Annotated in this window: 28 protein-coding genes and 1 pseudogene; 23 read left to right on the top strand and 6 right to left on the bottom strand. The window is 68.5% G+C overall.

The annotated features are described in order from the left end of the window. The first annotated feature begins 6 nt into the window (after positions 1-6). From AB0E90_RS18210 to AB0E90_RS18230, 5 genes and pseudogenes are all read left to right on the top strand, one after another. A complete protein-coding gene (locus tag AB0E90_RS18210; RefSeq protein WP_360406233.1) occupies positions 7-840 on the top strand; it encodes a 3-keto-5-aminohexanoate cleavage protein in 834 nt (277 codons plus the stop codon). 69 nt (positions 841-909) lie between these two features. Further along, positions 910-1,248: pseudogene (locus tag AB0E90_RS18215) on the top strand (helix-turn-helix transcriptional regulator); the annotation flags it as partial. A gap of 44 nt (positions 1,249-1,292) precedes the next feature. Beyond that, positions 1,293-1,748, top strand: coding sequence for a hypothetical protein (locus AB0E90_RS18220; protein WP_360406236.1), 456 nt, complete (start codon positions 1,293-1,295; stop codon positions 1,746-1,748). A 57-nt stretch (positions 1,749-1,805) separates the two neighbouring features. Next, complete coding sequence (locus AB0E90_RS18225) at positions 1,806-2,120, top strand: DUF2516 family protein (RefSeq protein ID WP_360406239.1); 315 nt, start codon at positions 1,806-1,808, stop codon at positions 2,118-2,120. Further along, a complete protein-coding gene (locus AB0E90_RS18230; RefSeq protein WP_360406242.1) occupies positions 2,117-3,001 on the top strand; it encodes an alpha/beta hydrolase in 885 nt (294 codons plus the stop codon). The genes AB0E90_RS18225 and AB0E90_RS18230 overlap by 4 nt, the downstream gene beginning before the upstream one ends. On the opposite strand, the gene AB0E90_RS18235 is transcribed toward AB0E90_RS18230, so the two are convergent. After that, positions 2,998-4,008 (bottom strand): hypothetical protein, encoded by a 1,011-nt coding sequence (locus AB0E90_RS18235; RefSeq protein WP_360406245.1) that lies wholly within the window; start codon positions 4,006-4,008, stop codon positions 2,998-3,000. The two genes, AB0E90_RS18230 and AB0E90_RS18235, sit on opposite strands and share 4 nt — an antisense overlap. A gap of 203 nt (positions 4,009-4,211) precedes the next feature. On the opposite strand from AB0E90_RS18235, the gene AB0E90_RS18240 reads away from it, so the two are divergent. Together AB0E90_RS18240 and AB0E90_RS18245 are read left to right on the top strand one after the other, a co-directional pair. After that, complete coding sequence (locus AB0E90_RS18240; protein WP_360406248.1) at positions 4,212-4,601, top strand: hypothetical protein; 390 nt, start codon at positions 4,212-4,214, stop codon at positions 4,599-4,601. Between the two features lie 19 nt (positions 4,602-4,620). Further along, positions 4,621-5,400: an EI24 domain-containing protein gene (locus tag AB0E90_RS18245; protein WP_360406251.1), complete on the top strand. Its 780-nt coding sequence runs from the start codon at positions 4,621-4,623 to the stop codon at positions 5,398-5,400. Here AB0E90_RS18245 and AB0E90_RS18250 read toward each other — a convergent pair. From AB0E90_RS18250 to AB0E90_RS18260, 3 genes are all read right to left on the bottom strand, one after another. After that, positions 5,377-6,387, bottom strand: coding sequence for a LacI family DNA-binding transcriptional regulator (locus tag AB0E90_RS18250; protein ID WP_360406254.1), 1,011 nt, complete (start codon positions 6,385-6,387; stop codon positions 5,377-5,379). The two genes, AB0E90_RS18245 and AB0E90_RS18250, sit on opposite strands and share 24 nt — an antisense overlap. A gap of 37 nt (positions 6,388-6,424) precedes the next feature. Continuing rightward, positions 6,425-7,828 carry a GH1 family beta-glucosidase gene (locus AB0E90_RS18255; RefSeq protein ID WP_360406257.1) on the bottom strand — a complete coding sequence of 468 codons (1,404 nt, stop codon included), beginning with the start codon at positions 7,826-7,828 and terminating at the stop codon, positions 6,425-6,427. 112 nt (positions 7,829-7,940) lie between these two features. Continuing rightward, complete coding sequence (locus AB0E90_RS18260; RefSeq protein WP_360406260.1) at positions 7,941-8,705, bottom strand: maleylpyruvate isomerase family mycothiol-dependent enzyme; 765 nt, start codon at positions 8,703-8,705, stop codon at positions 7,941-7,943. A 67-nt stretch (positions 8,706-8,772) separates the two neighbouring features. Between AB0E90_RS18260 and AB0E90_RS18265 the strand changes: the two genes are divergently transcribed. After that, positions 8,773-9,834, top strand: coding sequence for a UDP-N-acetylmuramate dehydrogenase (locus tag AB0E90_RS18265; RefSeq protein ID WP_360406263.1), 1,062 nt, complete (start codon positions 8,773-8,775; stop codon positions 9,832-9,834). Here AB0E90_RS18265 and AB0E90_RS18270 read toward each other — a convergent pair. Together AB0E90_RS18270 and AB0E90_RS18275 are read right to left on the bottom strand one after the other, a co-directional pair. Next, positions 9,829-11,112: a carbohydrate-binding protein gene (locus AB0E90_RS18270; protein ID WP_360406266.1), complete on the bottom strand. Its 1,284-nt coding sequence runs from the start codon at positions 11,110-11,112 to the stop codon at positions 9,829-9,831. The two genes, AB0E90_RS18265 and AB0E90_RS18270, sit on opposite strands and share 6 nt — an antisense overlap. Before the next feature lie 82 nt (positions 11,113-11,194). Further along, positions 11,195-11,713, bottom strand: a complete 519-nt coding sequence (locus AB0E90_RS18275) for a CAP domain-containing protein (protein WP_360406269.1) — start codon at positions 11,711-11,713, stop codon at positions 11,195-11,197. 395 nt (positions 11,714-12,108) lie between these two features. On the opposite strand from AB0E90_RS18275, the gene AB0E90_RS18280 reads away from it, so the two are divergent. From AB0E90_RS18280 to AB0E90_RS18350, 15 genes are all read left to right on the top strand, one after another. After that, positions 12,109-12,807 carry a response regulator transcription factor gene (locus AB0E90_RS18280; RefSeq protein ID WP_203784938.1) on the top strand — a complete coding sequence of 233 codons (699 nt, stop codon included), beginning with the start codon at positions 12,109-12,111 and terminating at the stop codon, positions 12,805-12,807. Between the two features lie 83 nt (positions 12,808-12,890). Continuing rightward, entirely contained in the window at positions 12,891-15,257 is a 2,367-nt protein-coding gene (locus tag AB0E90_RS18285; protein WP_360406272.1) for a chemotaxis protein CheW, read from the top strand. Position 15,258: 1 nt separating this feature from the next. Beyond that, positions 15,259-15,696: a chemotaxis protein CheW gene (locus AB0E90_RS18290; protein ID WP_360406275.1), complete on the top strand. Its 438-nt coding sequence runs from the start codon at positions 15,259-15,261 to the stop codon at positions 15,694-15,696. Next, entirely contained in the window at positions 15,696-16,568 is an 873-nt protein-coding gene (locus tag AB0E90_RS18295; RefSeq protein WP_360406278.1) for a hypothetical protein, read from the top strand. The genes AB0E90_RS18290 and AB0E90_RS18295 overlap by 1 nt, the downstream gene beginning before the upstream one ends. Positions 16,569-16,581: 13 nt before the next feature. Then, complete coding sequence (locus tag AB0E90_RS18300) at positions 16,582-17,772, top strand: chemotaxis response regulator protein-glutamate methylesterase (RefSeq protein ID WP_360406281.1); 1,191 nt, start codon at positions 16,582-16,584, stop codon at positions 17,770-17,772. Further along, complete coding sequence (locus AB0E90_RS18305) at positions 17,769-18,614, top strand: protein-glutamate O-methyltransferase CheR (protein WP_360406284.1); 846 nt, start codon at positions 17,769-17,771, stop codon at positions 18,612-18,614. Before AB0E90_RS18300 ends, AB0E90_RS18305 begins: the two co-directional genes overlap by 4 nt. Before the next feature lie 6 nt (positions 18,615-18,620). Beyond that, the gene (locus AB0E90_RS18310) at positions 18,621-19,007 is read left to right on the top strand and encodes a response regulator (RefSeq protein ID WP_360406287.1); all 387 of its coding nucleotides are present in this window, start codon (positions 18,621-18,623) and stop codon (positions 19,005-19,007) included. Next, the gene (locus AB0E90_RS18315; protein WP_360406290.1) at positions 19,004-19,492 is read left to right on the top strand and encodes a chemotaxis protein CheX; all 489 of its coding nucleotides are present in this window, start codon (positions 19,004-19,006) and stop codon (positions 19,490-19,492) included. Before AB0E90_RS18310 ends, AB0E90_RS18315 begins: the two co-directional genes overlap by 4 nt. Then, positions 19,489-19,851: a response regulator gene (locus tag AB0E90_RS18320; RefSeq protein WP_360406293.1), complete on the top strand. Its 363-nt coding sequence runs from the start codon at positions 19,489-19,491 to the stop codon at positions 19,849-19,851. The genes AB0E90_RS18315 and AB0E90_RS18320 overlap by 4 nt, the downstream gene beginning before the upstream one ends. Before the next feature lie 7 nt (positions 19,852-19,858). Then, a complete protein-coding gene (locus tag AB0E90_RS18325) occupies positions 19,859-20,347 on the top strand; it encodes a hypothetical protein (protein WP_360406296.1) in 489 nt (162 codons plus the stop codon). 164 nt (positions 20,348-20,511) lie between these two features. After that, entirely contained in the window at positions 20,512-21,069 is a 558-nt protein-coding gene (locus tag AB0E90_RS18330; protein WP_360406299.1) for a flagellar hook capping FlgD N-terminal domain-containing protein, read from the top strand. Between the two features lie 33 nt (positions 21,070-21,102). Beyond that, positions 21,103-22,341, top strand: coding sequence for a flagellar hook protein FlgE (locus AB0E90_RS18335; protein WP_360406302.1), 1,239 nt, complete (start codon positions 21,103-21,105; stop codon positions 22,339-22,341). A gap of 193 nt (positions 22,342-22,534) precedes the next feature. Continuing rightward, positions 22,535-22,825: a flagellar FlbD family protein gene (locus tag AB0E90_RS18340; RefSeq protein WP_360406305.1), complete on the top strand. Its 291-nt coding sequence runs from the start codon at positions 22,535-22,537 to the stop codon at positions 22,823-22,825. Next, on the top strand, positions 22,825-23,616 hold the full coding sequence (locus AB0E90_RS18345) for a flagellar motor protein (protein ID WP_360406308.1): 792 nt from the start codon (positions 22,825-22,827) through the stop codon (positions 23,614-23,616). Before AB0E90_RS18340 ends, AB0E90_RS18345 begins: the two co-directional genes overlap by 1 nt. A 3-nt stretch (positions 23,617-23,619) precedes the next feature. Then, entirely contained in the window at positions 23,620-24,663 is a 1,044-nt protein-coding gene (locus tag AB0E90_RS18350; RefSeq protein WP_360406311.1) for a flagellar motor protein MotB, read from the top strand. The last annotated feature ends 5 nt before the right edge of the window (positions 24,664-24,668 follow it).

Below are 24,668 nucleotides of genomic sequence, written 5' to 3' on the forward strand. Positions count from 1 at the left end.
GCGTTTATGACCGGGACCGTGATCACCGTTGCTCCGACCGGTGCGGAGAACACCAAAGCCGACGTGCCTGCCCTGCCCGTCACTCTCGACGAGCTGGTGCACACCGCCAAGGAATGCGAGGCGCTCGGCGCCTCGATCATCCACGTGCACATTCGCGACGCCGATGCCCAGCCCACCCTCGACCAGGCCCGCCTGCGCGACACCGTGGCCGGCCTGCGCGCGGAGACCGACCTGATCGTGCAGCTCTCCTCGGGCGGGGCGGTGACCGACCCGGAGACCGCCCGGCTGGCCGTGCTCTACGCCGCGCCGGAGATGGCCTCCTGCACGATGGGCACGGTCAACTTCGGCGACGGCGTGTTCCTGAACCGCTGGGAGTTCATCGTCGACCTGCACACCCGCATGCAGGACCGGGGCATCGTGCCGGAGTACGAGATTTTCGACCTGGGCCAGCTCGCCACCCTGGAACGGCTGCTCGGCAAGTACGGCCTGCCCGCCGGCGGGCACGTGCACGTCGACCTGGTGATGGGCGTGCCGGGCGGGATGCCGGGCACGGCGGCCGCGCTGGTCGCCTGCGAGCAGGCGATCCGCAACCTGCCGACCGGCACGACCTTCTCGGCGACCGGCATCGGCCGCAGCACGATCCCGGTGATGCTGGCGTCGCTCTCGGCAGGCGGCCACCTGCGGGTCGGCATGGAAGACACCGTGACGTACGCCAAGGGCCAGCCGGTCGAGTCGAACATGCAACTGGTCGCCCGGGCAGCCGGTTTCGCCCAGCTCGCTCAGCGCCCGCCGCTCACCACCGCGGAAACTCGCAAACTGCTCGGTGTCCCCGTCCGGTGACTCGTTTCACGCTAGCTGTAGTTAGCGTTTTGCTTGCAACAGCTAGCACTCCGAGCTAACTTCGAACTCGTGGCCACACCGAAGGATCTGCCTCAGGACATCGGAAGCTTCATCCGTGACCTGCGGCAGACCGCGAAGATCTCGCTGCGCCAGCTCGCCGACAAGGCGGGCGTGAGCAACCCGTACCTCAGCCAGATCGAGCGTGGCCTGCGTAAGCCGAGTGCCGAGGTGTTACAGCAGATCGCCAGCGCGCTGCGGGTGTCGACACCCGCGATGTACCTGCGGGCCGGCCTGCTCGACGGCGAGGGTCAGCAGGGGGTGCTGGCCGCGATCGCGGTTGATCCGGACCTCACGATCGCCCAGAAGCAGTCGCTGTCGCAGATCTACGAGACGTTCCGCAACGAGAGCATCCGGCACGCGCCCGAGCCCGAAGAAACTGCCGAGGAGCCGAAATGACCGACCAGACCAAGACCCGCTTCCCCGCCCCGCTCTACGCCGCTGCCGGCGCCGGTGACCTGGCCTACCAGCAGCTGCGCAAGCTGCCCGCCGTGGTGACCGAGCTGAGCGAGCGCGCCGCCGCGTCGCTGCGCACCTACAACGACCAGGCCAACGCCAAGGCCGCCGAGCTGCGTGACAAGGCCTCCACCACCGACTTCGACGCCCTGCGTGGCAACGCCACCAGTGTGGCGACCTCCATCGCGCAGCTGGCCCAGGAGCGCGCCGTCACGGCGTACACCACGCTGGTTGCCCGCGGTGAGCGGGTTGTCGGCACCGGCGTCGTCGAGGCCGCCGACGTGGTCAACGCCGACATCGAGACCACCGACGAGCCGAAGGTCCTCGAGGCCGCCACGCCCACGCCGAAGCCGCGCAAGCGGGCCACCAAGCCCGCCGCGAAGCCGGCCGAGTAATAAACGTGATCAGCGGGCCCCGGCACCAGCCGGGGCCCGCATCATAGACTTTGCATCATGGCCTACTCCGCGCCGATCTTTTACGGTGTCGTCCTGTTCTACATCGATACGATCATCATGATCTTTTCGGTGGTCATTCAGGCCGTCGCGCTGATTCACTGCCTGACCCAGCGGGGCGACGGTTTCCAGGCCATCGGCACCCTGCCCAAGGGCGCCTGGGCGGCGATCCTGGCCGTCTGCATCGTGCTGACCCTGCTGGTCAGCGGCTCGATCGGGATCTTCAGCCTGATCGGCATCGGTGCCGCCCTGGTCTACCTGCTGGACGTCCGTCCCGGCCTCAAAGACCTGTCGGACGGCAAAGGCTTCTGGTGAGGCGGTTCGGTCCGCCCCCGCCCGACGGCGGACCAAGGCTCCAGCGTCCCGACCGCACCGGCCCGCGTTCCGGCCGGCCGACCCTCCCGGGCCCGCCGACCGAGTTGATCTCCACGCCGGGTGGCGTCGGTCTCGAGCAACTGGTCACCGGCGTGGGCGAGCCGGTCACCGTCTTCGCCCACGGCCTCGGCGGTGACATCGCCGGCACCCGCCCGCTGGGCAGCGCGGTGACCGGGCGCCGGGTGTTCTTCCACTTCCGCGGGCACGGGCGCTCCGACGCGCCGGTCGGCCCGTGGAGCTTCGGCGACCTGGCCGGCGACCTGCGGGCGGTGGCCGATCGAGCCGGCGCCAGTCGCGCGGTCGGCGTGAGCATGGGCGCGGGCGCGCTGGCCCGGCTGCTCAGCGAGACACCCGAGCGATTCGAGCGGGCGGTGTTCTACCTGCCGGCGCCGCTCGATGGCACCCGCCCGGCCGCGGCCGAGGCCCGGGTGGAGCGGTTGCTGGCCGCCGTCGAGTCCGGCGAGGCCGCGTCGATCGCCGCCGCGGTCGAATCCGAACTGCCGCCGGCCGTGCGCAACACCCCGACCGGCTGGAGTTACCTGCGGCAACGGGTCGAGCAGCTGCAGAAGGACGGGCTTGCCGCCGAGCTGACCACGCTGTGGCACGAGCCCGCGGTCGCCGACGAGTCGAAACTCACCGCGTTCCGCGGGCGGGCGCTGGTGCTCGGCTGTCAGGGCGACGAGGTGCACCCGACGGCGTGGGCGGAGCGTCTGGCCGGGCTGCTGCCCGATGCGCAACTGCACATCTACGACCGGCCCGCGGTGCTCTGGACCAACCGGTCCGAGCTCCGCGAGCGCATCTCGTCTTTCCTTAACAGCTAGCTGGTCAGCGCGTAACCGGCGGACCAGTAGTCGTCGGACAGGTTGCCGACCTTGTCCCAGGTGTAGATGAGCACCTGGATGGAGTAGCCCTTGCCGAGGCCGGCGACCGGCGCCGTCCAGTTGCCGGACGCGTCGGTCGGGCGCTGCGCCTGCGCCGCGGCCGGCAGGTTCTGGCCGGTGTCCTTCACCCAGGTGCGGTTGTCGAAGTTGTAGTACCACTGCGTCGAGCTGGTCCACTTCCAGATCTGGACGCCGACCACGTCGATGCCGGACTCACTGTCGGTGGCCCGGCCCCGCAGGGTCGACCAGGAAGAGGCCTTGTTGGGGCTGCTCGGGATGGTCAGCGAGGCGGTCGGCGCGGTGGTGTCGTTGAGCACGGTCAGCGGGGCGGCGGGGCGCGGCGTCGCTTTGCCCTGTCCGTTCTGCAGCGTGATCTGGGGCGTCCAGGTGCCGGTGCCGAACCAGTGGCGGATGGTGGTCGACGAGTTGTTGGCCAGCAGGCTGGTCTCGCCGTCGGTCCACGCGGTCCACGCCCGGGTGTTGGCCGGGAGCGCGGCGGCGAACATCGTGCCCTGCTCCTGGTAACCCGGGTAGGTGTAGATCGTCGGTTGCTGCCAGGCGTACACACCCGGGGAGGCCGTGACGTTCACCGTGGAGCCGGTCGTGAAGACGCCGGCACCGTCCAGAGTGCCGTCGTTGAGCGTCACCTTGACCGGATAGGAGCCGGTCGACGCATACGTGTGTGTGAGGCCGGCGTCGGTGCTCCCGTCGCCCCAGTTGACGCTGCGGGTGATGGCGGCCGGTGCGGTGGTGTCGTCGGTCAGGCCGCTCTCCGTCAGGGTGACGCGCTGACCAGCCCAGATGGCGCCGGAGTCCAGCGTGTACGAGGCGGTGGGAGCGGTGTTCTCCGGGTCGTCGGCGTGGGCCGGCGAGGCGATCGAGACGGCTCCGGCGGTGAGGGCCAGGCCGATGATGGCGGGCAGTGAGCGACGGCGCGCGAGCTTCATTTTTCCCCCGTGGTAACCCGCGCCTCCGGCTCCGTGCGGAGGGAGGCGAGCGGACACTACCGGCTCGGCGAGGCATCGATCAACCCGCTTCCCGGCCGCTGAGCCGTAACCTTTTCCGTCGCTCATCCGGTGTTCCCGGCGTGCAGGTATCCCCTAAATCCATCTTTTTCGGACTCGTGGCTTTGGGTCTGCCGATTTCTATCGTGATCGGCTGGACCCTCGCGACCCCGTCGCGCCCGCCCCTGGAGGTCGGCGCCCCCGGTGGCACCGGCGGAATCGGTGCGGCCGCCGGGAACGGCGGTGTCGGGACAGCCCCCGAACGCGCCGCGCCCCGGCCGGTCACCACCGTGAAGTTCACGCCCCAGCCCGGGCGCTCGGCGGCGGCCAAGCCGCCGATCGCCACGGCGCCGTCGGCGGCACCCACCGCCACCACCGCGCCGCCGGTCAAACTGCCGACCGAGTCGGAGTCGACCCTGCCGGTGCTGGACCAGCCGCCGGTGCCGACACCCACCGAGATCACCGTGACGCCGAGCGCCTCGGAGAGCGGTTGGTTCTCGGTCGGGCCGACCGACCAGGAGCCGAATTCGCCCTGACCCAATAAGCTGCCGAATCGTGCATGCAGTTCGGCAGTTCCTGCAGGGCGCCACCCTGCTCGCCCGCGGCCTCGGCCTGGTCCTGCGCAGCCCCAAGCTGCTCGGCCTCGGTCTGCTGCCCGCCCTCATCGCCGGCGCCCTCTACACGGCCGCCCTGGCCGCCCTGATTGACTTCCTGCCCCAGCTCTCCCGGGCCGTCACCTGGTTCGCCGACGACTGGGCGCAGGGCTGGCGCGACCTGATCCGGGTGCTGGGCGGCGTCGGCCTGCTCGGCATCACCGTTCTGCTCGGCGTCCTCACCTTCACGGCGGTGACGCTGCTGATCGGCGACCCGTTCTACGAGCGCATCTCCGAGCTGGTCGAGGACCGGTTCGGCGGGGTGCCCGACGAGGTCGAGGTCGGCTTCTGGCAGTCGGTGCGCCGCAGCCTGGTCGACTCGCTCCGGCTCATCGCGCTGTCGATCCTCTTCGGCATCCCGCTGTTCGCCCTGGGCTTCGTGCCGGTGATCGGGCAGACCGTCATCCCGGTGCTCGGCGCCCTGGTCGGCGGCTGGCTGCTCGTGGTCGAGCTGACCGGAGTGGCGTTCCAGCGGCGGGGCAAGCGGCTGGCCGACCGGCGGGTCGCGCTGCGCGCCGAGCGGCCGCTCGCCCTCGGCTTCGGCGTGGCCGTCTTCTGCTGCTTCCTGATCCCGCTCGGCGCCGTGCTGCTCATGCCGGCCGCGGTCGCCGGCGCGACCCTGCTCTCCCGCAAGGTGCTGGGCCACCCGATCGAGGCGTCACGCACTCTCGCGGATCACTAGCTCGGTCGGTAGGACCACGGCGTCCGGCAGGTGCGGCTCGCCGTTGATCAGGCCGAGCAGTTGGCGGGCCATGGTGCGGCCCATCTCCACGATCGGCTGGCGCACCGTGGTCAGCGGCGGCTCGCTGTAGCGGCTGATCTCGAAGTCGTCGAAGCCGATCACCGCGACGTCGGCCGGCACCCGGCGGCCGGCGTCCTTGAGGGCGGTCAGCGCGCCGTGCGCCATCATGTCCGAGGCCACGAACACTGCGTCCAGCGCCGGGTCGTCGTCGAGCAGCTTGCGCATCGCGACCATGCCGGACTCGCGGGTGAAGTCGCCGATCTGCACGTGCTGGGCGAGACCGGCCTCCTCGAGGGTGGCGCGGTAACCGGCGAGCCGGTCGATGCCGGCCACCATGTCCTGCGGGCCGGCGATGGTGGCGATCCGGCGGCGGCCGGCCGAGACGAGATGGCGGACCGCCGAGCAGACACCGCCGAAGTGGTCGACATCCACGTAGGGCACCGCGGCCTCGCCGATCGGGCGGCCACTGCAGACCACCGGGATGCCGAGCCGCACCAGGGTGCCGGGCAACGGGTCGGCGCCGTGCATGGACGCGAACATCACGCCGTCCACGTGGCCGGCCACCGCGTACCGCTCGACGCGGTCGTGGCTCTTGGCCGAGCCGGCCATCATCAGCACCAGTTGCTTGTCGGCGGCCTCCAGCTCGCCGCCGACGCCGCGGATTATCGCGGGGAAGAACAGATCGTCGGAGAAGACCCGGTTGGCGGTCTCCGGCAGGATCAGCGCGATCGACTCGGTGCGCTGGGTGACGAGGCTCCGGGCCGCCTGGTTGGGCACGTAACCCAACTCCTCGACGGCGCGGTTGACCGCCTCCCGAATCGAGGCGGCCACCGACGTCGAACCGTTGACGACGCGGGAGACGGTCGCCCTGGACACTCCGGCGCGGCGCGCCACGGCTTCCAGGGTCGGTCGTTCCCGCGTCACCAACTGGTCATCCTCGCTAACTTGCGGCGAAGCGAGACCGCTAGGCGATGCCGTTGCGGCTGATCACCTCGCGGTACCACTTCGCGCTGTCCTTGAGCCGCCGCTCCTGGGTGGCGTAGTCGACGTGCACGATCCCGAAGCGCTTCGCGTACCCCTCGGCCCACTCGAAGTTGTCCATGAGCGACCAGACGAAGTAACCACGCAGATCGACGCCGGCCGCCAAGGCATCATGGCAGGCTCGCAGATGACCGTCGAGATATTCGATGCGTCGAGTGTCGTGCACCTCGCCGTCCGCGCCCGGTCCCTCCGGATATGCGGCGCCGTTCTCGGTGATCAGCAGCGGTGTGCCCGGGTAGTCCTGGTGGATCCGCTTGAGCAGGTGAGTGAGGCCGGACGGCTCGATCAACCAGTTCATGTCGGTCACCGGGCCGTCCGGGTCACGGAAGGCGATGCCCTCGCTGCCCGGCTGGTCCGGCGCCCCGGGAGAACCGGGCTTCGCCGACACGTACGCCGGCTGGTAGAAGTTGATCCCCAGCACGTCGATCGGTGCGTTGATGGCGGCCAGGTCGCCGTCCTGGATGTAGGCCAGGTCGGTGAACCGGGACATGTGCGTCAGCATGTCGGCCGGATATTCGCCCTTGAGCAGCGGGTCGAGGAACATCCGGTTGGACAGCCCGTCGAGGATCCGGACGGCTTCGAGGTCGGCCGCGTTGTTCGGGTCGACCGGGAAGACCACCGACGGGTTGAGCGTGATGCTGAGGTTGCGGGCGCCCGCCGATCGCAGCGCGCGAGCCGCGAGACCGTGGCCGAGCAGCAGGTGGTGCACGGCCGCGAAGGTCGCCGCCGGGTCCTGCTTGCCGGGCGCGTGCCGGCCGCTGGCGTAACCGAGGTAGGCCGAGCACCACGGCTCGTTCAGCGTGGTCCAGGTGCCGACCCGGTCACCGAGCCGGGCGTAGACGATCTGCGAGTATTCCGCGAAGGCCTCCGCGGTGAGCCGGTTGGCCCAGCCGCCGAGGTCTTCGAGGGTCTGCGGCAGGTCCCAGTGGTAGAGCGTGACCACCGGGTCGATGCCCTTGCCGAGCAATTCGTCGGTGAGGCGGTCGTAGAAGTCCAGTCCCTTGACGTTCACCGGGCCGGTGCCGTCCGGCTGGATGCGTGGCCAGGCGATCGAGAACCGGTACGACGCGAGGCCGAGATCCGCCATCAGAGCCACGTCGTCGACGTAGCGGTGGTAGTGGTCGCAGGCCACGTCGCCGGTGTGCCCGGCGTAGACCCGCCCCGGCGTGCGGCAGAAGGTGTCCCAGATGGACGGGCCGCGACCGTCTTCCCGCGCCGCGCCCTCGATCTGGTACGACGCGGTGGCCGCGCCCCAGACGAAGCCGTCGGGGAAGGTGATCCCGGCGAGGGCCGGCTGCGCCGACGTGGACGTGACGGTTGCCGTCATGCGTTCCCCGCTTCCTGGTGTTTCCGGAATGTGTACACGAGCCCACTTAACCGGTTAATCATAGGGGCCGACAAGGCCTCGACGACCTGCCGGTAAGACGAATTTAAACGGGTCAGCCGGTCCGCAGGGCCGAGATCAGGCGAGGATCTCCGGTCACGACCAGGCGATCGGCCCGCAGCCGGCCCATCAGAGCGAGCAGCAGATCGCTGGCCGGGCCGGTTGCCTGGGCCCGCGCGTGGTGATCGTCGGAGTCCAGAATCGTGTTCGTGTCGAGCAGCGCCACCCCGGCGCCGCGCAGCCGCACGAACCACTCGTAACCCGCGTCGCCGGCCACCAGGTGCACGACTCCGTGCAGGTCGGTGGGGCCTTTTCGCTTGCCGGCCGGCAGCCAGGTGTCGAGCACCTCGCTCACCCCGTCGGCCGCCAGCTTGGTTTCGATCGGGGTCGCCCGCCCGGCCGCCGCTTCCGCGTCCCACCGGTGGATGGAGATCTCGTGCGCCATCCGGCGGTGCCAGAAACCGGCCTGCTTCGCCTGCGGCGCCCAGTTCCACGCCGGGGAGTCGGCCTCGACGGCCTCGAGAGTCTCGATCGTGCCGGTCAGCTCGCGGCGCAGCTCGTCGAGCGCGGCCTCCCAGTCGGGCCGCTCGCCCTCGCGCACCGGCGCGGTGGTGGGACCGGAGGTGACGCCGCGCGGCACCGTCGCGCGCACCCAGTGCGCGAGCGTGGTGATGTGCTCGACCAGGTCGGCACAGCTCCAGCCGGGGCACGAGGGCACCTCGGCGGACGGGCCGGCCTCGGCCACCGCATCCTGCAGTGCCGGACTGTCGGCCCGCAGGGCGGCGAGCCAGAATTCCTTGGTCGCGTGCAGCCTGTTCATCGCGAATCTCTCCACTCCATCGGACCGCCGATGAGTGCCCCGGCGCCTTGAGCCTAGGGTGAACGTCGTGCCTGACGTTAGTAGCCAACGCCAAACCGACGCACCCGCGAGCTCCCTTGCGGCGTACACGACGCTACGCCTTGGCGGGCAGCCCGGCACGCTGACGGTAGCTGTCGAAACGGACCAAGCGGTTGCTACCGTGCGGAACGCCGCAAAGGGTTGTCGACCGGTGCTTGTTCTCGCCGGCGGCAGCAACGTCGTGATCGGCGATGCCGGCTTCGCCGGCGAGGTCCTGCTGCTGCGCACGCGCGGCATCGAGGTGGTCGAGGCGCAGGCGCAGAGCGTGGTCGTCCGGGTTGCCGCGGGCGAGGTCTGGGACGACTTCGTGGAGTACGCCGTGACAAGCGGCTGGTCAGGCATCGAGTTCCTCTCCGGCATCCCGGGTTCGGCCGGCGCCACCCCGATCCAGAACGTCGGGGCGTACGGCTCGGAGGTCGCCGACACGATCGTGGCCGTGCACGCCTACGACCGGGAGCACGACGCGATCCGGGCGATGTCCCCGGCCGAGTGCGCGTTCGCGTACCGCTCCAGCGTCTTCAAACACAGCGACCGCTACCTGGTGCTGCACGTCAACTTCCGGCTCACGGTGTCGGCGGAGTCGGCCCCGATCCGCTACGCCGAGCTGGCCCGCAGCCTCGGCGCCGAGGCCGGCGACCGGGTGCCGCTGCGCCAGGCCCGCGACACCGTCCTGAAGCTCCGGGCCGGCAAAGGCATGGTGCTCGACCCGGAGGACCACGACACCTGGTCGGTGGGCTCGTTCTTCACCAACCCGGTGGTGTCCGCCGCTCAGTGGGCGACGCTGGGGCTCGAGCAGGCGCCGCACTGGCCCGGCGCGGACGGCACGGTCAAGATCCCGGCGGCCTGGCTGATCGAGCACGCGGGCTTCCCGAAGGGGTACGCCGGTGACGGCGTCTCGATCTCCACGAAGCACACCCTCGCGCTGACCAACCGCGGCGGCGGAACCACGACGGCGCTGCTCGACCTGGCCCGCACGATCCGCGACGGCGTGCGGGACCGGTTCGGGATCGAGCTGCACCCCGAACCGGTCCTGATCAACGCGGCCCTATAGCGGCAGCCACAGGGCGAGAACGTTCGGCGGCTCCCAGCCGGGCAGTGAGGTGTGCGACTGCCGGCACTGATAACGCTTGCCGTTGTAGGTGACGACCTGACCCACGGTGTACGCCGTGTACGCCGCCCACGTCGTGGTGCCGGGCGCGGTCGTCGGCGGGGTGGTCGGCGCCGTCGTGGGCGGCTTGGTGGTGGGCGCGGTCGTCGGCGGGGTGGTCGGCGCCGTAGTGGGCGGCGTGGTGGTCGTCGAGCCCGACGTGAACGACTGCATGATCTTGCTGAACTGCCACGTGGTCTGGGAGACCCCGGAGCAGTTGTCGGCCGCGGCGCCGCCCGGGCAGCCGCCGTTGTCGCGTTGCAGCGCCCAGAACGACAGCGCCGCGATGCCCTGCGTCTTGGCCCAGTTGGTGACCGTCTGCGCGTTCGCGATGGTGAAGGTCTCGGCCGGCCCGAAGTCGTCCACGCCGATCATCTCGATGATCCCGACCATCGCCCACAGCTGGGCCGTGGTCTTGCTCGGGTAGAGCGCCTTAAGCTGGTTGACCAGCCCGTTGGCCGAGGTCTGGGTGTCGGTGGCCATGTTGTGCGCGGCGTTGTCGTAGTAGTCGAACGTCATCATGTTGACGATGTCGATACGGGCGCTGTTACTGACCGCGTTGCGCAGCACCGCGAGACCCGACTCGGCCAGCCCGGCCGTGGTAGTCGGCAGCGTGTAGGTGAACTGGACGAGCCGCCCGTTCGCGGCCGCCCAGTCCTCGACCTTCTTGATCGCCTTGTTGCGCCGGTCGATGCCGGCCGCGTTGTTCAGCGAGTTGTCCTCGATGTCGAGGTCGATCCGGGTGACGTCGTAGGTGGTGATCACCTTTTCGAACTGGGCGGCGATCGAGTCGACGCTGGTGCAGCTGTCGGCGATCTCGGTGCCGCCGTTGTCGGCCGCGTACCCGCCGAAGGACGGGATCACGTCGCCGCCGGCCGCCCGGATCGCGGTGATGTCGCTGCCGAACGTGCCGGCCGCGATCGGCATCGAGGTGTCGCCGTTGAAGTACACCGTGCACGAGCCGGCGCTGGGCGTCTGCACGAACGCGAGGGTGAGGAACTTGTTGCCGGACTGGCTGGACAGACCGGAGAGGCTGTCGCCGTTGTAGGCCTCGAAGTAGGGGGCGAAGACGTGCGCGGGGATGCGGGAGGTGGTTGCGGCCTGGGCCGTCGGGGTGACGACGGCGACCAGGCCGGCGATGGCGGCGGCCGTCGCCAGGGCAGACAGGTGGGATCGGCGCATCGGGGAACCTCTTCTGGGGGAAGTTAGGTTAGTTAACCTAACTAATAGAAGAGATGAGTGAAGCCTGTCAATAGAACGGCTCCTACTCGTACCCGAAGACCTGGGTGTAATAAGGAAGGCCGTTGCTGCCGTAGGCGACGCCGGTGCCGATCGAGTGGGCGCCGCAGTTGAGGATGTTCTCCCGGTGGCTCGGGCTGTCCATCCAGGCGTCGATCACCTCGTCCGCGGTGCGGTAGCCCCAGGCGATGTTCTCGCCGGACGGCTGTTGGTAACCGGCGGCGTGCGAGCGGGCGATGAACGTGGTGCCGTCCGCCCAGACGTGCGTGAACTGGCGGGTCTTGGCCATGTAGAGGCTCTGCCGGATCGAGGCGATGGTCAGTTCCCGGTCGACCGCGAGCGGCGCGCAACCGTTGGCCCGCCGCTGCTGGTTGGTCTTCGTCACCACCTCGGACATCAGCTGGGCCGGGGCGAGCGCGCTGGCGGGGGCATCCGCCGGGAGGGGCGGTGCCGGGACCCGGGCCTGTGCCGGCGTGCCGAGCGCGAGCAGCGCGGTGGGCGCGGCGGCGAGCGCGGCGAGACGACGAAAGACCTGGACGTGCACGGGTGCCTCCCGGATCAGGGGCGGGCCGAGTCGCCCACCGAAGAATATGGCATCCCTTTTTTGGGCGTACGTCCCTTTTTTCCCAGAAATCGACATTGGCACCGGCAAAAGTGTCACGCTGTTGGGATGGTCGAGTGCGCCGACCTCAGGCGCCTCTCTGGTCCCTTCATTCCGGAAACGTGCGGACCGCCCCCGCTGGCCAGATAGACCGCTAAACTGTGACTGTTCGTAAATAGACCGTGACATCACGCTATCGTGGCTTTGCGCGGTTAGATCCGTCGCTTGCGGTCGCGTGAGCAACGCCGAGCAAGATGCTGACTTTCGACGGGCCGCCATCGGTGAGCCCGGCGGACAGCCGTGTGCGTGCGAGGGGTGGGGGCCAGGGTGATGACACGATGAGTCGCCTTCTCGTCGTCGAGGACGACCCGGACATCGCGCTTGCTCTCCGGCTGCTGTTCAGCCGAGCGGGTTACGAGGTGGCGCACGCCGGAGACGGCCGGACCGGCCTCAAGGAGGCGTACGCCGAGCACCCCGACCTGGTCGTGCTCGACGTCGGCCTGCCCGAGATGGACGGCTGGCAGGTGCTCGAGCGGCTGCGCGACGTCTCCGACGTGCCGGTGCTGGTGCTGACCGCGCACGGTCAGGAGGCGGAGAAGGTCCGCGGCCTGCGCGGTGGCGCCGACGATTACCTGACCAAACCGTTCGCCAACAACGAGCTGCTCGCCCGGGTCGAGGCCCTGCTGCGCCGCTCTTCCAGCGGGCAGAACAGCTGGGCCAGCCAGGTCTACGACGACGGTCTCGTGCATCTCGACCCGACCAAGCGCCGGGTCTACGTCAAGGGCGACGAGAAGCGGCTGACTCCCACCGAGTTCCGTCTGCTCAACGCTCTGGTCCGGCATGCCGGTGCGGTGCTGAGCCCGAACCAACTGCTGACCCAGGCGTGGGACGACCCCACCGGCATCGGCCAGGAGCGAGTGAAGTTCGCCGTTCTGCGGCTGCGCCGCAAGCTCGGCTGGTCTGATCCCGACGAGTCACCCATCGAATCCGTTCGTGGATTCGGCTACCGCTACCGCCGGCCCGGCGGAGAGGCCTGATTCCGTCGCCTTGGTCACAGGTCCTTCTCAGGTGACGGCAGTCGGCGTCGATGAGAGCTGTGGAAGCCGAGCAGGAGGTAAGCGTGGAAGACCTTGGTGAAATCGTTGCTGAGTTCCTTTTGGAGAGCCACGAGAACCTGGACCAGATCGACCGCGACCTGGTCGCCCTCGAGCAGGAACCGGATTCGCGGGATCTGATCTCACGGATCTTCCGGGCGATCCACACGATCAAAGGCACCAGCGGATTCCTGGCGTTCAGTCGACTCGAAAAGCTCGCCCACGGCGGTGAGTCTCTACTCTCCAAGCTGCGCGACGGCGTGCAGCCAGTCACCCCGGCGACGATTACCGTCCTGCTCGCGATGATCGACGGCGTGCGGTCGATCCTCTCCTCGATCGAGGAGAACGGCTCTGAGAATGACGTCGACATCGACAGCATTCTCACCCAGGTCCACGCACAGATGAACGCCGGCGAAGCGGCCGCCGAGGCTGCGGCCCCGGCCCCGGCAGCGCCGGCCGCCGAGGCCGCGGCCGAGACGCCGGTGCCTCTCGACGAGACGCCGGCCGCGGTCCGGCCCGAGCCCGAGCCGGTCGAGGAGCAGCGCAAGCCGATCGGCGAGCTGCTGGTCGAGTCGGGCGGCGCGCAGCCGCAGGACGTCGGCTCGGCGTTGGCCCAGCAGTTGGAGGGCGACGAGCGCAAGCTCGGCACGATCCTGCTCGAGGAGGGCAAGGCAAAGCCGGCCGCGGTAAACGAGGCGCTGTCGCAGCAGGCCCCGAAGCGGAGCATCGCGGACAGCGCGATCCGGGTCGACGTCGACCTGCTCGACACTCTGCTGAACATGGTCGGCGAGCTCGTCCTGGCCCGGAACCAGCTGGTCCGCGGCGTGATGGAGATCGGCGACGCGACCCTGGTGCGCAGCGCGCAGCGGCTCGGCATGATCACGAGCGAGCTGCAAGAGGGCATCATGAAGACCCGGATGCAGCCCATCGAGCACATCTGGTCGAAGCTTCCGCGAGTCGTCCGGGACCTGAGCAACGGGCTCGGCAAGCAGGTCCAACTGGTCATGGAGGGTAAGGAGACCGAGCTCGACCGAAGCCTGCTGGAGGCGGTCAAGGACCCGCTGACCCACCTGGTGCGCAACGCGGTCGACCACGGCATCGAGGAGCCGGACCGGCGGATCGCGGCCGGCAAGGGCTCCGAGGGCACGCTGACCCTGCGGGCGTACCACGAGGGTGGGCACGTCGCGGTCGAGGTCGCCGACGACGGCGCCGGCCTGGACGTGGACCGCATCGCGCAGAAGGCCGTGGAGAAGGGCCTGCTCCGCGCGGAGCAGATCCCCAACATGGACAAGCGCGACATCATGGCCATGGTCTTCCAGCCGGGCTTCTCCACCGCCGCCAAGGTCACCAACGTGTCCGGCCGTGGCGTCGGAATGGACGTGGTCAAGACCAACATCGAGAACATCGGCGGCGCGGTCAGCGTCGACTCGACGCCCAACGAGGGCACGGTCTGGCGGCTCACCATCCCGCTGACCCTGGCCATCATCCAGGCGCTTACCGTCGACTGCGGCGAGCAGCGCTACGTCGTACCGCAGGTCGCGGTCTTGGAATTGGTCTTCATCGACGGCAATTCCACCAAGATTGAGTACGCCTCCGGCGCGCCGGTCTACCGGCTGCGCGGCAAGCTGCTCCCGCTCGTTCGCCTGGACCGGGCGCTCGGCCTCGAGGTCGGTGGCGACCAGGGCGTCTACATCATGGTGCTGCAGGCCGACGGCCGCCGGTTCGGTCTGGTCGTGGATCGGGTGCTGAACACCGAAGAGGTCGTGGTCAAGGCCCTGAACAGCCGATTCAAGGACATCGGGCTGTACGCCGGTGCCACCATCCTGGGCGACGGCAAGGTCGGCCTGATCCTCGACGTCTCCTCGCTCGCCCGGCGCAGCCACCTGGCCGCCGACGCCGATCGGAAGAAGCTCGAGGGGTCGTCCCGGGCGAACGCCGGCGCCGGCACCGGGGAACGGTTGCTGGTCACCGCGGTCGGCGAACGGCGGGTGGCGATCCCGCTGGACACCGTCACCCGGCTCGAGGAATTCCCGCGCGAGCGGATCGAGCACGCCGGCTCCCGCGAGGTCGTGCAGTACCGCGGGCAGATCCTGCCCCTGGTGCGGCTGTCGCACCTGCTCGGGGCGTACGGCGAAGAGCCCGAGGGAGACACCGTGTCGGTGGTGGTCTACAGCGAGGCCGGCCGCAGTGTGGCGCTGGTGGTGGACCGGATCGTCGACATCGCCGAGAACTCCACCACGGCTCGCCGGGACGCCGAGGAGGACGGCCTGGTCGGCACCGCGGTCATCCAGCAACGGGTGACCGAGCTGCTCGACGTGCGCCGCGCGATCCTGGCCGCCGACCCGAACTTCTACACCGACCTGGAGAACGACGAGATGCTGGTGGAGGCCTGAGATGGCGAGCCGACAGTTCGCCACCTTCGAGGTGGCCGGTCAGCTCTTCGGCGTCGAGGTGCAGACGGTGCAGGAGGTGCTCTCATACAACGAGTACACCCCGGTGCCGCTCGCACCACCGGCCGTCGGCGGGCTGTTCAACCTGCGCGGTCAGGTGATCGCGGCGGTGGACCTGCGGGTTCAGCTGGGTATGGCCCGCCGGGCGCTGCAGGGTCCGGTGATGAACGTGATCCTGCGCGGTGACGGCGAACCGGTCAGCCTGCTGGTCGACAAGATCGGCGAAGTCGTGGACCTGGACGACGACAGTTTCGAACCGCCGCCGGACACGCTCAGCGGCCCGACCCGGGAGCTCGTCGTCGGCACGTTCAAGCTCGACGGCCGGTTGATGCTGGCGCTCGACGTCAACCAGGCCGTCGACACGTACCGCGCAACCACCTGATGTACAGCCTGGTCAGCGCCCCGGTGCTCGGCTTCGACCTGACCCGCCTGGCCGGCGGGTCGGCGACGGCCGAGGTGGTGCTGCGCGGCTTGCGACTCCAGCAGGACGACCTGCAGGTCCTCGCCGCGCGGTTGCCGGACGAGGGCGTCCGGGGCCCGCTGTGGGTGGAGGTGGAGAGCGCCGCCCGCCGGATGCCGTCGCTCAAGGGCATGTCCAAGGAAGACCCGGCGGGCAGCCTGGCACTGGTCGAGCGGGCGCCGATCGGTTCGGTCGACTCGCTTCTCACCTGCCTGCGCTACGACGTGATGGCCTGGACCTGGACCGGGACCGGCAAGGAAGCGAAGCAGACCGACACGGCCTCGGCCGCTACCGCGCTGCTGTGCGATGCCGCGGTCGCCAGTTACCTCCGTGAGGTGCTGGACGACGGCACGCGCCGGATGCTCGGCGCCGGGTGGGTGTCGGCGATGCGCAAGCTGCCGTCCGGCGCCCCGATCGACCTGGGCCCGCACCACTACACGGTGTCGGCCCTGCTGGACCGCCTGCGCTCGCTGCGGTCCAAGGACGTCAACCGGCTCACCGCCTCGGCGGAGGACGCGCGCCGGAACGCGGGTGGCTGGTCCCCGGCCGTCCACTCCGCCTCATGGGCCGCGTATCTGTCGGATCGGGTCCGCACCGCCGCCGCGGCGCAGATGCTGTTGGTACAGGCCGTGGACACGGCCGACATTCCGCTGGCCGACCGGGCCGGCGGGGTCTGGAACATGCTCAGCGGTGCCGTGCAGGCGCTGGTGGTTCGTGACCTTCTGGACACCTCCACCGCGCATCGGCTGCTCGCACCCGTCGTCGCGGCATTGGGCCCGGCATGGCTCGGATGAAGGAGGTGGTCGGATGATTACGGTGCTCGTCGTTGACGACTCCGTCGTGGTTCGTCGGCTCATCGTCGACGCCCTGGGCGGCGCCGAGAACATCGAGGTCGTCGGCACGGCCTCCAACGGTCTGCTGGCCCAGGCCAAGATTGATCAGCTCAAGCCTGACGTGATCACGATGGACATCGAGATGCCCCAGATGGACGGCATCCAGGCGGTCCGCGAGCTGCGCAAGCGGCACAAGTCGATCCCAGTGATCATGTTCAGCACGCTCTCCGCGGCCGGCGCGTCCGCGACGCTGGAGGCACTGGCGGCCGGCGCGACCGACTACGTCACCAAGCCGAGCAATGTCGGCTCGATCAACGAGTCCATCGCCGCGGTCCGGAGCGAGCTGGTCCCGAAGATCCACGCGCTGGGCGGACGACGACGCGTGACGGCTGCGCCGGCCGGTCCCCCCGGCCGTCCGGGCGCCACCACGCCGACCCGGCCCGGTGCGGGCACCGCGCCGCCGCGGGCCGGTCTGCCGCCGGCTGGGCCACCCGGCCGGCCCGGTGCGGCGCCGGCCGGACCGCCCGGTGCGCCGGCCCGGCCGGTCAAGCGCGGCACTCCCGGTGGACGGGTCGACATCCTGGCGATCGGATCCTCCACCGGCGGGCCGGACGCGCTCACCAAGGTGCTCACCGCGCTGCCGGCCGACATCCCGGTGCCGATCGTGATTACCCAGCACATGCCGCCGGTCTTCACCCGGATGTTCGCCGAGCGCCTGGACCGCGGCACCCCGCTGCACGTGGTCGAGGCTACCGACGGGATGGAACTGCAGCCCGGCTGGGCATACATCGCTCCCGGCGAGTCGCACCTGGTGCTGCACCGCCGGGGAACGGCGACGCTGACGCAGCTCAGCAGCGCGCCGCCGGAGAACTCCTGCCGCCCGGCCGTGGACGTGATGTTCCGGTCCGTCGCGGCCCTCTACGGGGCATCGGCCTATGCCACCGTGCTTACCGGAATGGGACATGACGGACGAGGTGGTGCGAAGGTGCTGAGAGACGCGGGTGCCGAGATCTTGGCCCAGGACGAGGCGACGTCGGTGGTGTGGGGGATGCCGGGCGCCGTGGTCGGCGCCGGGTTGGCGGACGAGGTCCTGCCGCTGGAGCGGATCGCCGCGCATCTGATCAACCGGGTCAAGACCGGCCGATCGGCGGCGGTGGCCCGATGACCCTTTCCCAGGCCGAGTTCAACTACGTCTCGACACTTGTCCGCAAGGAAGCCTCCATCGTGCTGGCCCCGGGCAAGGAATACCTGGTCGAGGCCCGCCTGATCCCGGTTGCCCGGGCGGTCGGGTCGCCGAACGTCAACGAGTTCCTGTCCGAGCTCCAGCGCCGGCCCAACCCGGCCTACCAGCGCCGGATCATCGACGCGCTCACCACCAACGAGACCTCGTGGTTCCGTGACCGGGAGCCGTTCATGGCCCTCACCGACGTGGTGCTGCCCGAGCTGATCAAGTCCCGCGCCTCGACCCGCAAGATCCGGATCTGGTCGGCCGCCAGCTCCAGCGGGCAGGAGGCGTACAGCCTGGCCATCACGATGCAGGAGAACCTGCCGCCGGGCTGGACCTACGAAATCATGGGGACCGACATCTCCACCGAGATGGTCAAGCGGGCGGAAGCGGCCGAGTACAGCCAGGTCGAGGTCAACCGTGGCCTGCCGGCCCAGCAACTGGTCCAGTACTTCGAGCGGGCCGGCGCCCACTGGCGCATCACCCAGCAGCTGCGCAAGAACGTCTCGTTCCGGTTGATGAACCTGACCGCGCCGCTGCCGGCCATGCAGCCGTTCGACATCGTCTTCCTGCGCAACGTGCTGATCTATTTCGATGTCGCGACGAAGCGGACCGTGCTGCAGAGCGCGGCCAAGCTGATCCGCCCGGACGGGTGGCTCTTCCTCGGCGCGGCCGAGACGACCATCGGGATCGACGACAACTACGAGCGAGTGGCCGCCGGCCGCACCTCTGCCTACCGAGTCCGTAACGGGGTGCCCGCGGGTGCTCCGAGAAGGGGATGAGCCGCGATGCGCGCCATGGTGATCGACGACTCCCGCGCGATGCGCATGATCCTCAAGCGCATTGTCACCAAGCTGAACTTTGATGCGGTGGAGGCAGGCGATGGCAAAGAGGCTCTCGACCTGCTGATGGAAATGCCTGAGGTGCCGGAGCTGGCCCTCATCGACTGGAACATGCCGAACATGAACGGGCTCGAGTTCGTCGTCCACGTCCGGGCCGATCCGCGTCTGCGCGAGATGACGCTGGTCATGGTCACCACTGAGAGCGAACAGAGCCAGATCGTACGAGCGCTCGCCGCAGGCGCGCACGAGTACGTGATCAAGCCCTTCACCGAGGGCGCCATGATCGAAAAACTGGCCCTGCTGGGCCTCGTCCCGACCGGAGCGAACTCATGAGTGTCGAAGTCGAGGTCAATGAGGATGACCTCGCCGAGATGGTAGGACAGGTGTGGGAGTCGTACCTGGATCCCGAGGGCATCAGCCCACTGATCCCGACGTACGACGAGCACCAGCCCTCCGAGGTGCATTCCTCGGTCTCCATCAGCGGTTCCTGGACCGGGCACCTGGTCTACGCCTCTTCCACCTCGGCGGCCCGCCGTGCCGCCGGCGCCTTTCTGGCCATGGAGCCGGACGAGGTCAGCGAGGAGGACATGTCCGACGTGCTCGGCGAACTCGCCAACATCGTCGGCGGCAACGTCAAGGCGATGCTGCCGCCCGGCGCCTTTCTCTCCCTGCCCCAGGTGGTGCTCGCCCCCGAATCCTCGGCCCGGTACCCGAATACCGAGCGGATCGGCGGCGTCTACGGCATCTGGGAAGGCGAACCCGTGTCCATTTCCATGTGGCAGAGCCGCGCGGACAACAACCAGGAGGAAGGCGCATGAAGATTCTCATCGCCGACGACAGTCGGGTCATGCGGCAGATCGTCGTCCGCACACTGCGCCAGGCCGGTTTCGGCGACCATGACCTGATCGAGGCCAGCAACGGGCGCGAGGCGTTCGACATGACCAAGTCGGAGAACCCCGATCTGGTTCTTTCCGACTGGAATATGCCGGAAATGACCGGTATCGAGGTCCTTCGTCAGCTTCGGGCGGCGGGTAACGCCGTGAAGTTCGGTTTCGTGACGTCGGAGAGCACGCCTGAGATGAAGGATCAGGCGGACGCTGCCGGTGCACTTTTTTTCATCGTGAAGCCTTTCTCGGCTGAGCGTTTCGATGAGGTCTTCGCTCCTATTCTGGGATGATTACGACATGTCCGACGTCTCGGTTCTTCCTGGCAACGTGGCCGTACGCAACCTCTTCGAGGATCTGCTCGGCCGCGAAGTGACCGTCAGCCCCGGCGATCCGATCTCCGCTGAGGAGATCCCGACGGCAACGGTCGCGATTTTCACCGACACTTCTCAGAACATCTACGGCGTCCTGGGGATGGATCTTGCCCTGTCGGCCAACGCGGGCGCGGCGCTCGGCCTCATGCCGGCCGGCGCGGCCGAGGACAGCATCGACGAGAAGCAATTGTTCCCGAACCTCGCCGAGAATGTCTTCGAGCTCTGCAACGTGCTGACCAGCCTGCTCAACCGGGAGGGCGGCCCGCACATCAAGATGTACCAGGTGGTCTACCCCGGCGATCCGCTGCCGGCCGACGCCCGGGCACACCTGATGGCGCTCGGCCGCCGGATCGACCTGCTGATCGAGGTCAACCGGTACGGCAAGGGGAAGTTCAGCCTGTCGCTGGCGCCCTGAACGGCGAAACAACGATGCATCGCGGGCCCGCCTCGGCGGGCCCGCGTTCTTCTTTTTGTTGAGCCTTCAGTCCGGCCAAGGGCGGCGGTGGGGCTGCGGACGGCTAAGCAAAATCTCGGTCCGGTCGAAGCTCTGATTGAGCTAGCCAACGGACAGGAGCAGTCATGACCTCGCCGACCTCAGGAATTTCCGGCACTCCCGCCGCTGCGGGCGTGAACGCCGCCAACTCCGCGAAAAGCATCGCGGACAAAGCCAAGGATCTCGGGGACAAGGACACCTTTCTCAAACTGCTCGTGGCACAGCTGAAGTATCAGGACCCCAGCAAACCGGCCGACTCGACCCAGTTCCTGGCGCAGACCGCCCAGTTCACCCAGGTCGAGAAGCTCGGCGACATCGCCGATCTGCTCAAGACCCAGCGCATGGTGGGCGTGAGCAGTCTGGTCGGGCACGAGGTCACCTACATGGACGAGAGCGGGGCCCACCAGTCGGGCGTCGTCTCGGCCGCAAAGCTCAACGGAGACAGCGAACCGATGCTTCGGATCGGGAACACGGACGTGCAGCTGTCCAAGGTCATGGAAGTCCAGACTCTGGCCGGGGAAGCCGGAAGCGCAGCCCTCGCGGCGGCGGCCGGCTCGACGGCCTCGAAACCGGCAGTCACCCCGCCACCCTCACCGCCGAGTGGCGAGCAGACCAAGCCGGCGACCGGTCCCGCGACCGCCTGATCATCGTTCCCTCCACGCAAAGGACATCGTTTCATGCTGCGATCTCTTTACTCCGGCATCAGTGGCCTGCACGCGCACCAGCAGATGATGGACGTCACCGGCAACAACATCGCCAACGTCAACACCGTCGGCTTCAAGGCGAGCAGCGTGCAGTTCCAGGACACGCTCAGCCAGATGCTCGGCGCCGCGGGCGCTCCCCAGAACGGCGGGGGCGGCACCAACCCGGCCCAGGTCGGCCTGGGTGTGGCCAACGCCGGCATCCTCTCCAACTGGACGCAGGGTTCGCAGGAGACCACCGGCCGGTCCGGCGACATGATGATCCAGGGCGACGGCTTCTTCATCACGCGTAACGGCAACGAGAACCTCTACACCCGGGCCGGCTCGTTCACCTTCGACGGCGAGGGCAAGCTCGTCACCGCGGCCGGTGACCTGGTGCAGGGGTGGACCGCCGACGACAAGGGCGTGGTCAACTCGGCGTCCAAGCCGGGCGACATCACGATGCCGCTGGGCAGCACGATTCCGCCGAAGGCAACCTCGAAGATCACGCTCAAGGGCAACCTGACCAGCGACGTGGACGCCGCGAACCCGACGGATTACCCGAAGAACTACGCGATCCCGGTGAAGTGCTACGACAAGCTCGGCACACCGAGCACCCAGATCGTCAACTTCCAGCAGGCCGCCGACGGCACCTACAGCGCCATCTACCCCTGGGACACCACCACCAACCAGCCGGCCACCGGCGCCGTCACCACGCCGATTCCGTTCGGCACCACCACACCCGGTAAATCGGACGACGAAACCTTCGACATCGTCAACGGCACCGACACCTACACGGTCGACATCTCGGACATGACGAACTTCTCCGGGGCGTCGGACGCCCGGGTGTTCGAGGCGGACGGCCAGGTGGCCGGCGCGCTGACCTCGCTGTCGTACACGGTCTCCGACACCGGCCAGATCATCGGTGTCTACAGCAACGGCCTCAAGCAGGTGCTCGGCCAGGTCGCGATGGCGACCTTCAAGAACACCAACGGCCTGGAAAAGGTCGGCAACTCGGAATACCGGGAGACGGTGAACTCCGGCTACGCCCAAGTGGGCGTGCCGGCCAGTGCCGGCATGGGGCAAGTCATCAGTGGCGCACTGGAGATGTCGAACGTCGACCTCGCCCAGGAGTTCACCAACCTGGTCATCGCCCAGCGTGGCTTCCAGGCCAACTCCCGCGTCATCACCACCTCAGACGAGCTGCTCCAAGAGCTGGTCAGCATGAAGCGCTAGTAACAGCTCGGTTCGGCCGCCGGCCGGGGCAGACACCTACGTGTCTGTCCCGGCCGTCCGTTTTTAGCCGAACGGCTGCACCCGTAGTGCGACCGGTTGGATCTCATCAGCAACCGTCAAGTCGCCGAAGTTACCTGTGTAAGCGGGCCACGGACGGCCCACCAGCCAGGACCACACCACCAGCCAAGGATGGATGCAAGTGATCCTCGTAACCCGCCTAAACGGTGCCGTGTTCGCCCTGAATCCGGACCTGATCGAGCGTGTGGAATGCACGCCCGACACGGTCGTAACGCTGGTCGACGGCACCAAGTACATCGTCGCCGAGTCCGTGCCCGAGTTCATCGACTCAGTTCGGCACTACCGCGCCTCCCTGATCGCCCAGGCGAGTCGCCTCGAAGCTGAGCCAATGCCCGCCGCCATGTCGTCCGAGGACGACGAAGACCACGACGCCAAGGTGCTTCCGCTGCACCGGAAGGAACGCTGATGGACATCTCAACCATCGTCGGTGTAGTCGTTTCACTGGTAATCGTCTTCACCGTGCAGATCCTCGAGGGTGGTTCGCCTTCCTCGATCATCCTGATCCCCTCGATGCTGCTGGTGTTCGGCGGCGCGTTCATGGCCGGTATGGCAGGCGGTGTCCTGAAGGACGCGACCGGCGCCGGCAAGCAGCTGCAGAAGGCGTTCCTCGCCAAGGTCACCCCGCCCACCCAGCTGGTCGAGAACATCGTCAAGCTGGCCGAGCGGGCCCGCCGCGAGGGTCTGCTGGCCCTCGAGGACGCGGTCAAGACGGTCGAGCACCCCTTCCTGAAGCGCGGTCTTCAGCTGGCGATCGACGGCACCGACCCGGAGGAGCTGCACGACATCCTCCACGCCGAGATCGCGGCCAAGAAGAAGGCGGACAAGGCCAGCTCCAAGCTCTTCGAGAACATGGGCGGCTACGCCCCGACGATCGGCATCATCGGCACGGTCATGGGCCTCGTGCACGTTCTCGAGAACCTGAACAAGCCCGAGTCGCTCGGTCACTCGATCTCCGCGGCGTTCGTCGCCACCCTCTGGGGTGTGCTCAGCGCCAACCTGATCTGGCTTCCGGTCGCCGCCCGTCTGACCCGCCTCAGCGCGGTCGAGGCGGAGGAGATGGAACTGGTCGTCGACGGTGTCCTTGCCATCCAGGCTGGCTCGAACCCGCGTCTGGTCGCTCAGAAGCTCCGCAGCCTCCTCCCGCCGGACGAGGCGAAGAAGGCCGAGGCGGCCGCTAACACCAAGAAGGCGGCGTAACGCATGAGTTCAGGCGGGGGCGGCAAGCGCCGCAAAGGCGGGCACGAAGAACACGAGGAGCACGTCAACCACGAGCGCTGGCTCGTGTCGTACGCCGACATGCTGACCCTGCTGTTCGTACTCTTCGTAGTTCTCTACTCGATGTCCGACGTCAACATGAAGAAGTTCGCCCAGCTCGCATCCGGCTTGTCCAAGGGATTCGGTGCGGAGAGCGCGGCGTTCTCCGGTTCGGCCTCGACGCTGGACGGCGCCGGTCAGAGCTCCGAGATCGTGCAGATCGACCCGGGTGCCAACCCGGGCGACGGCAAGACCGGCACGTCGAACATGACCGAAGCGCAGAAGGCGGCGGTCAAGGCCGCCATCCAGGCCGAGGACCGGCAGAAGACCTCCTCTAACGCTCAGGCGGCCAGCAAGGAAGCCGAAGCCCTTAAGAACGTCGAGAACAAGCTGTCCGATGCGCTGGCCAAGGCCGGCCAACTGAACAACGTGAAGTTCACGATCGACAAGCGTGGCCTGGTCGTCACGATCGTCACCAACGAGGTCGTGTTCGCCGGCAACCGGGCCGATCTCCAGTCCGGCGGCAAGAAGATCCTGAACGCGCTGGCCCCGACGCTCTCGAAGTTGAAGAACAACATCGAGGTCGACGGCAACACCAACCAGCTCAAGGCAGCTACCACGTACTACCCGAGCGGCTGGGAGCTCTCCGCGGCTCGCGCCTCGACCACGGTCCGCTACCTGACCGGGCACGGTGTCGCCAAGGACCGGCTCAGTGCGGTCGGCTTCTCCGACACCAAGCCACTGATCAGCCCGTCCGATCCACGCTCGATCACGATGAACCGCCGGGTGGACGTCGTCGTCCTCACCACGCTCCCGGCCGACCAGGCGGCACTGCTGCCGGCCGCGGCTGGCTCGGACGCCGATCTGCACTCCGGCCAGACCACGGCCCAGGCCGCGGCGCTGGAGAAGGCAGTCGAGCAGGCGAACACCGCAAGCACCGAAGCACCGACCACCACGTCCACTTCCAGCACCACGACCACGACCAACTGAGGGGA

The sequence above is a fragment of the Actinoplanes sp. NPDC026619 genome (assembly GCF_040638295.1).
GTDB lineage: Bacteria > Actinomycetota > Actinomycetes > Mycobacteriales > Micromonosporaceae > Actinoplanes.

Coding starts and splice junctions, on each gene's coding strand:
- AB0E90_RS18210 (WP_360406233.1), top strand. CDS start 7: ATGACCGGGACCGTGATCACCGTTGCTCCGACCGGTGCGGAGAACACC.
- AB0E90_RS18220 (WP_360406236.1), top strand. CDS start 1,293: ATGACCGACCAGACCAAGACCCGCTTCCCCGCCCCGCTCTACGCCGCT.
- AB0E90_RS18225 (WP_360406239.1), top strand. CDS start 1,806: ATGGCCTACTCCGCGCCGATCTTTTACGGTGTCGTCCTGTTCTACATC.
- AB0E90_RS18235 (WP_360406245.1), bottom strand. CDS start 4,008: ATGAAGCTCGCGCGCCGTCGCTCACTGCCCGCCATCATCGGCCTGGCC.
- AB0E90_RS18255 (WP_360406257.1), bottom strand. CDS start 7,828: ATGACGGCAACCGTCACGTCCACGTCGGCGCAGCCGGCCCTCGCCGGG.
- AB0E90_RS18260 (WP_360406260.1), bottom strand. CDS start 8,705: ATGAACAGGCTGCACGCGACCAAGGAATTCTGGCTCGCCGCCCTGCGG.
- AB0E90_RS18270 (WP_360406266.1), bottom strand. CDS start 11,112: ATGCGCCGATCCCACCTGTCTGCCCTGGCGACGGCCGCCGCCATCGCC.
- AB0E90_RS18280 (WP_203784938.1), top strand. CDS start 12,109: ATGAGTCGCCTTCTCGTCGTCGAGGACGACCCGGACATCGCGCTTGCT.
- AB0E90_RS18290 (WP_360406275.1), top strand. CDS start 15,259: ATGGCGAGCCGACAGTTCGCCACCTTCGAGGTGGCCGGTCAGCTCTTC.
- AB0E90_RS18295 (WP_360406278.1), top strand. CDS start 15,696: ATGTACAGCCTGGTCAGCGCCCCGGTGCTCGGCTTCGACCTGACCCGC.
- AB0E90_RS18300 (WP_360406281.1), top strand. CDS start 16,582: ATGATTACGGTGCTCGTCGTTGACGACTCCGTCGTGGTTCGTCGGCTC.
- AB0E90_RS18305 (WP_360406284.1), top strand. CDS start 17,769: ATGACCCTTTCCCAGGCCGAGTTCAACTACGTCTCGACACTTGTCCGC.
- AB0E90_RS18310 (WP_360406287.1), top strand. CDS start 18,621: ATGCGCGCCATGGTGATCGACGACTCCCGCGCGATGCGCATGATCCTC.
- AB0E90_RS18315 (WP_360406290.1), top strand. CDS start 19,004: ATGAGTGTCGAAGTCGAGGTCAATGAGGATGACCTCGCCGAGATGGTA.
- AB0E90_RS18320 (WP_360406293.1), top strand. CDS start 19,489: ATGAAGATTCTCATCGCCGACGACAGTCGGGTCATGCGGCAGATCGTC.
- AB0E90_RS18325 (WP_360406296.1), top strand. CDS start 19,859: ATGTCCGACGTCTCGGTTCTTCCTGGCAACGTGGCCGTACGCAACCTC.
- AB0E90_RS18330 (WP_360406299.1), top strand. CDS start 20,512: ATGACCTCGCCGACCTCAGGAATTTCCGGCACTCCCGCCGCTGCGGGC.
- AB0E90_RS18335 (WP_360406302.1), top strand. CDS start 21,103: ATGCTGCGATCTCTTTACTCCGGCATCAGTGGCCTGCACGCGCACCAG.
- AB0E90_RS18340 (WP_360406305.1), top strand. CDS start 22,535: ATGCAAGTGATCCTCGTAACCCGCCTAAACGGTGCCGTGTTCGCCCTG.
- AB0E90_RS18345 (WP_360406308.1), top strand. CDS start 22,825: ATGGACATCTCAACCATCGTCGGTGTAGTCGTTTCACTGGTAATCGTC.
- AB0E90_RS18350 (WP_360406311.1), top strand. CDS start 23,620: ATGAGTTCAGGCGGGGGCGGCAAGCGCCGCAAAGGCGGGCACGAAGAA.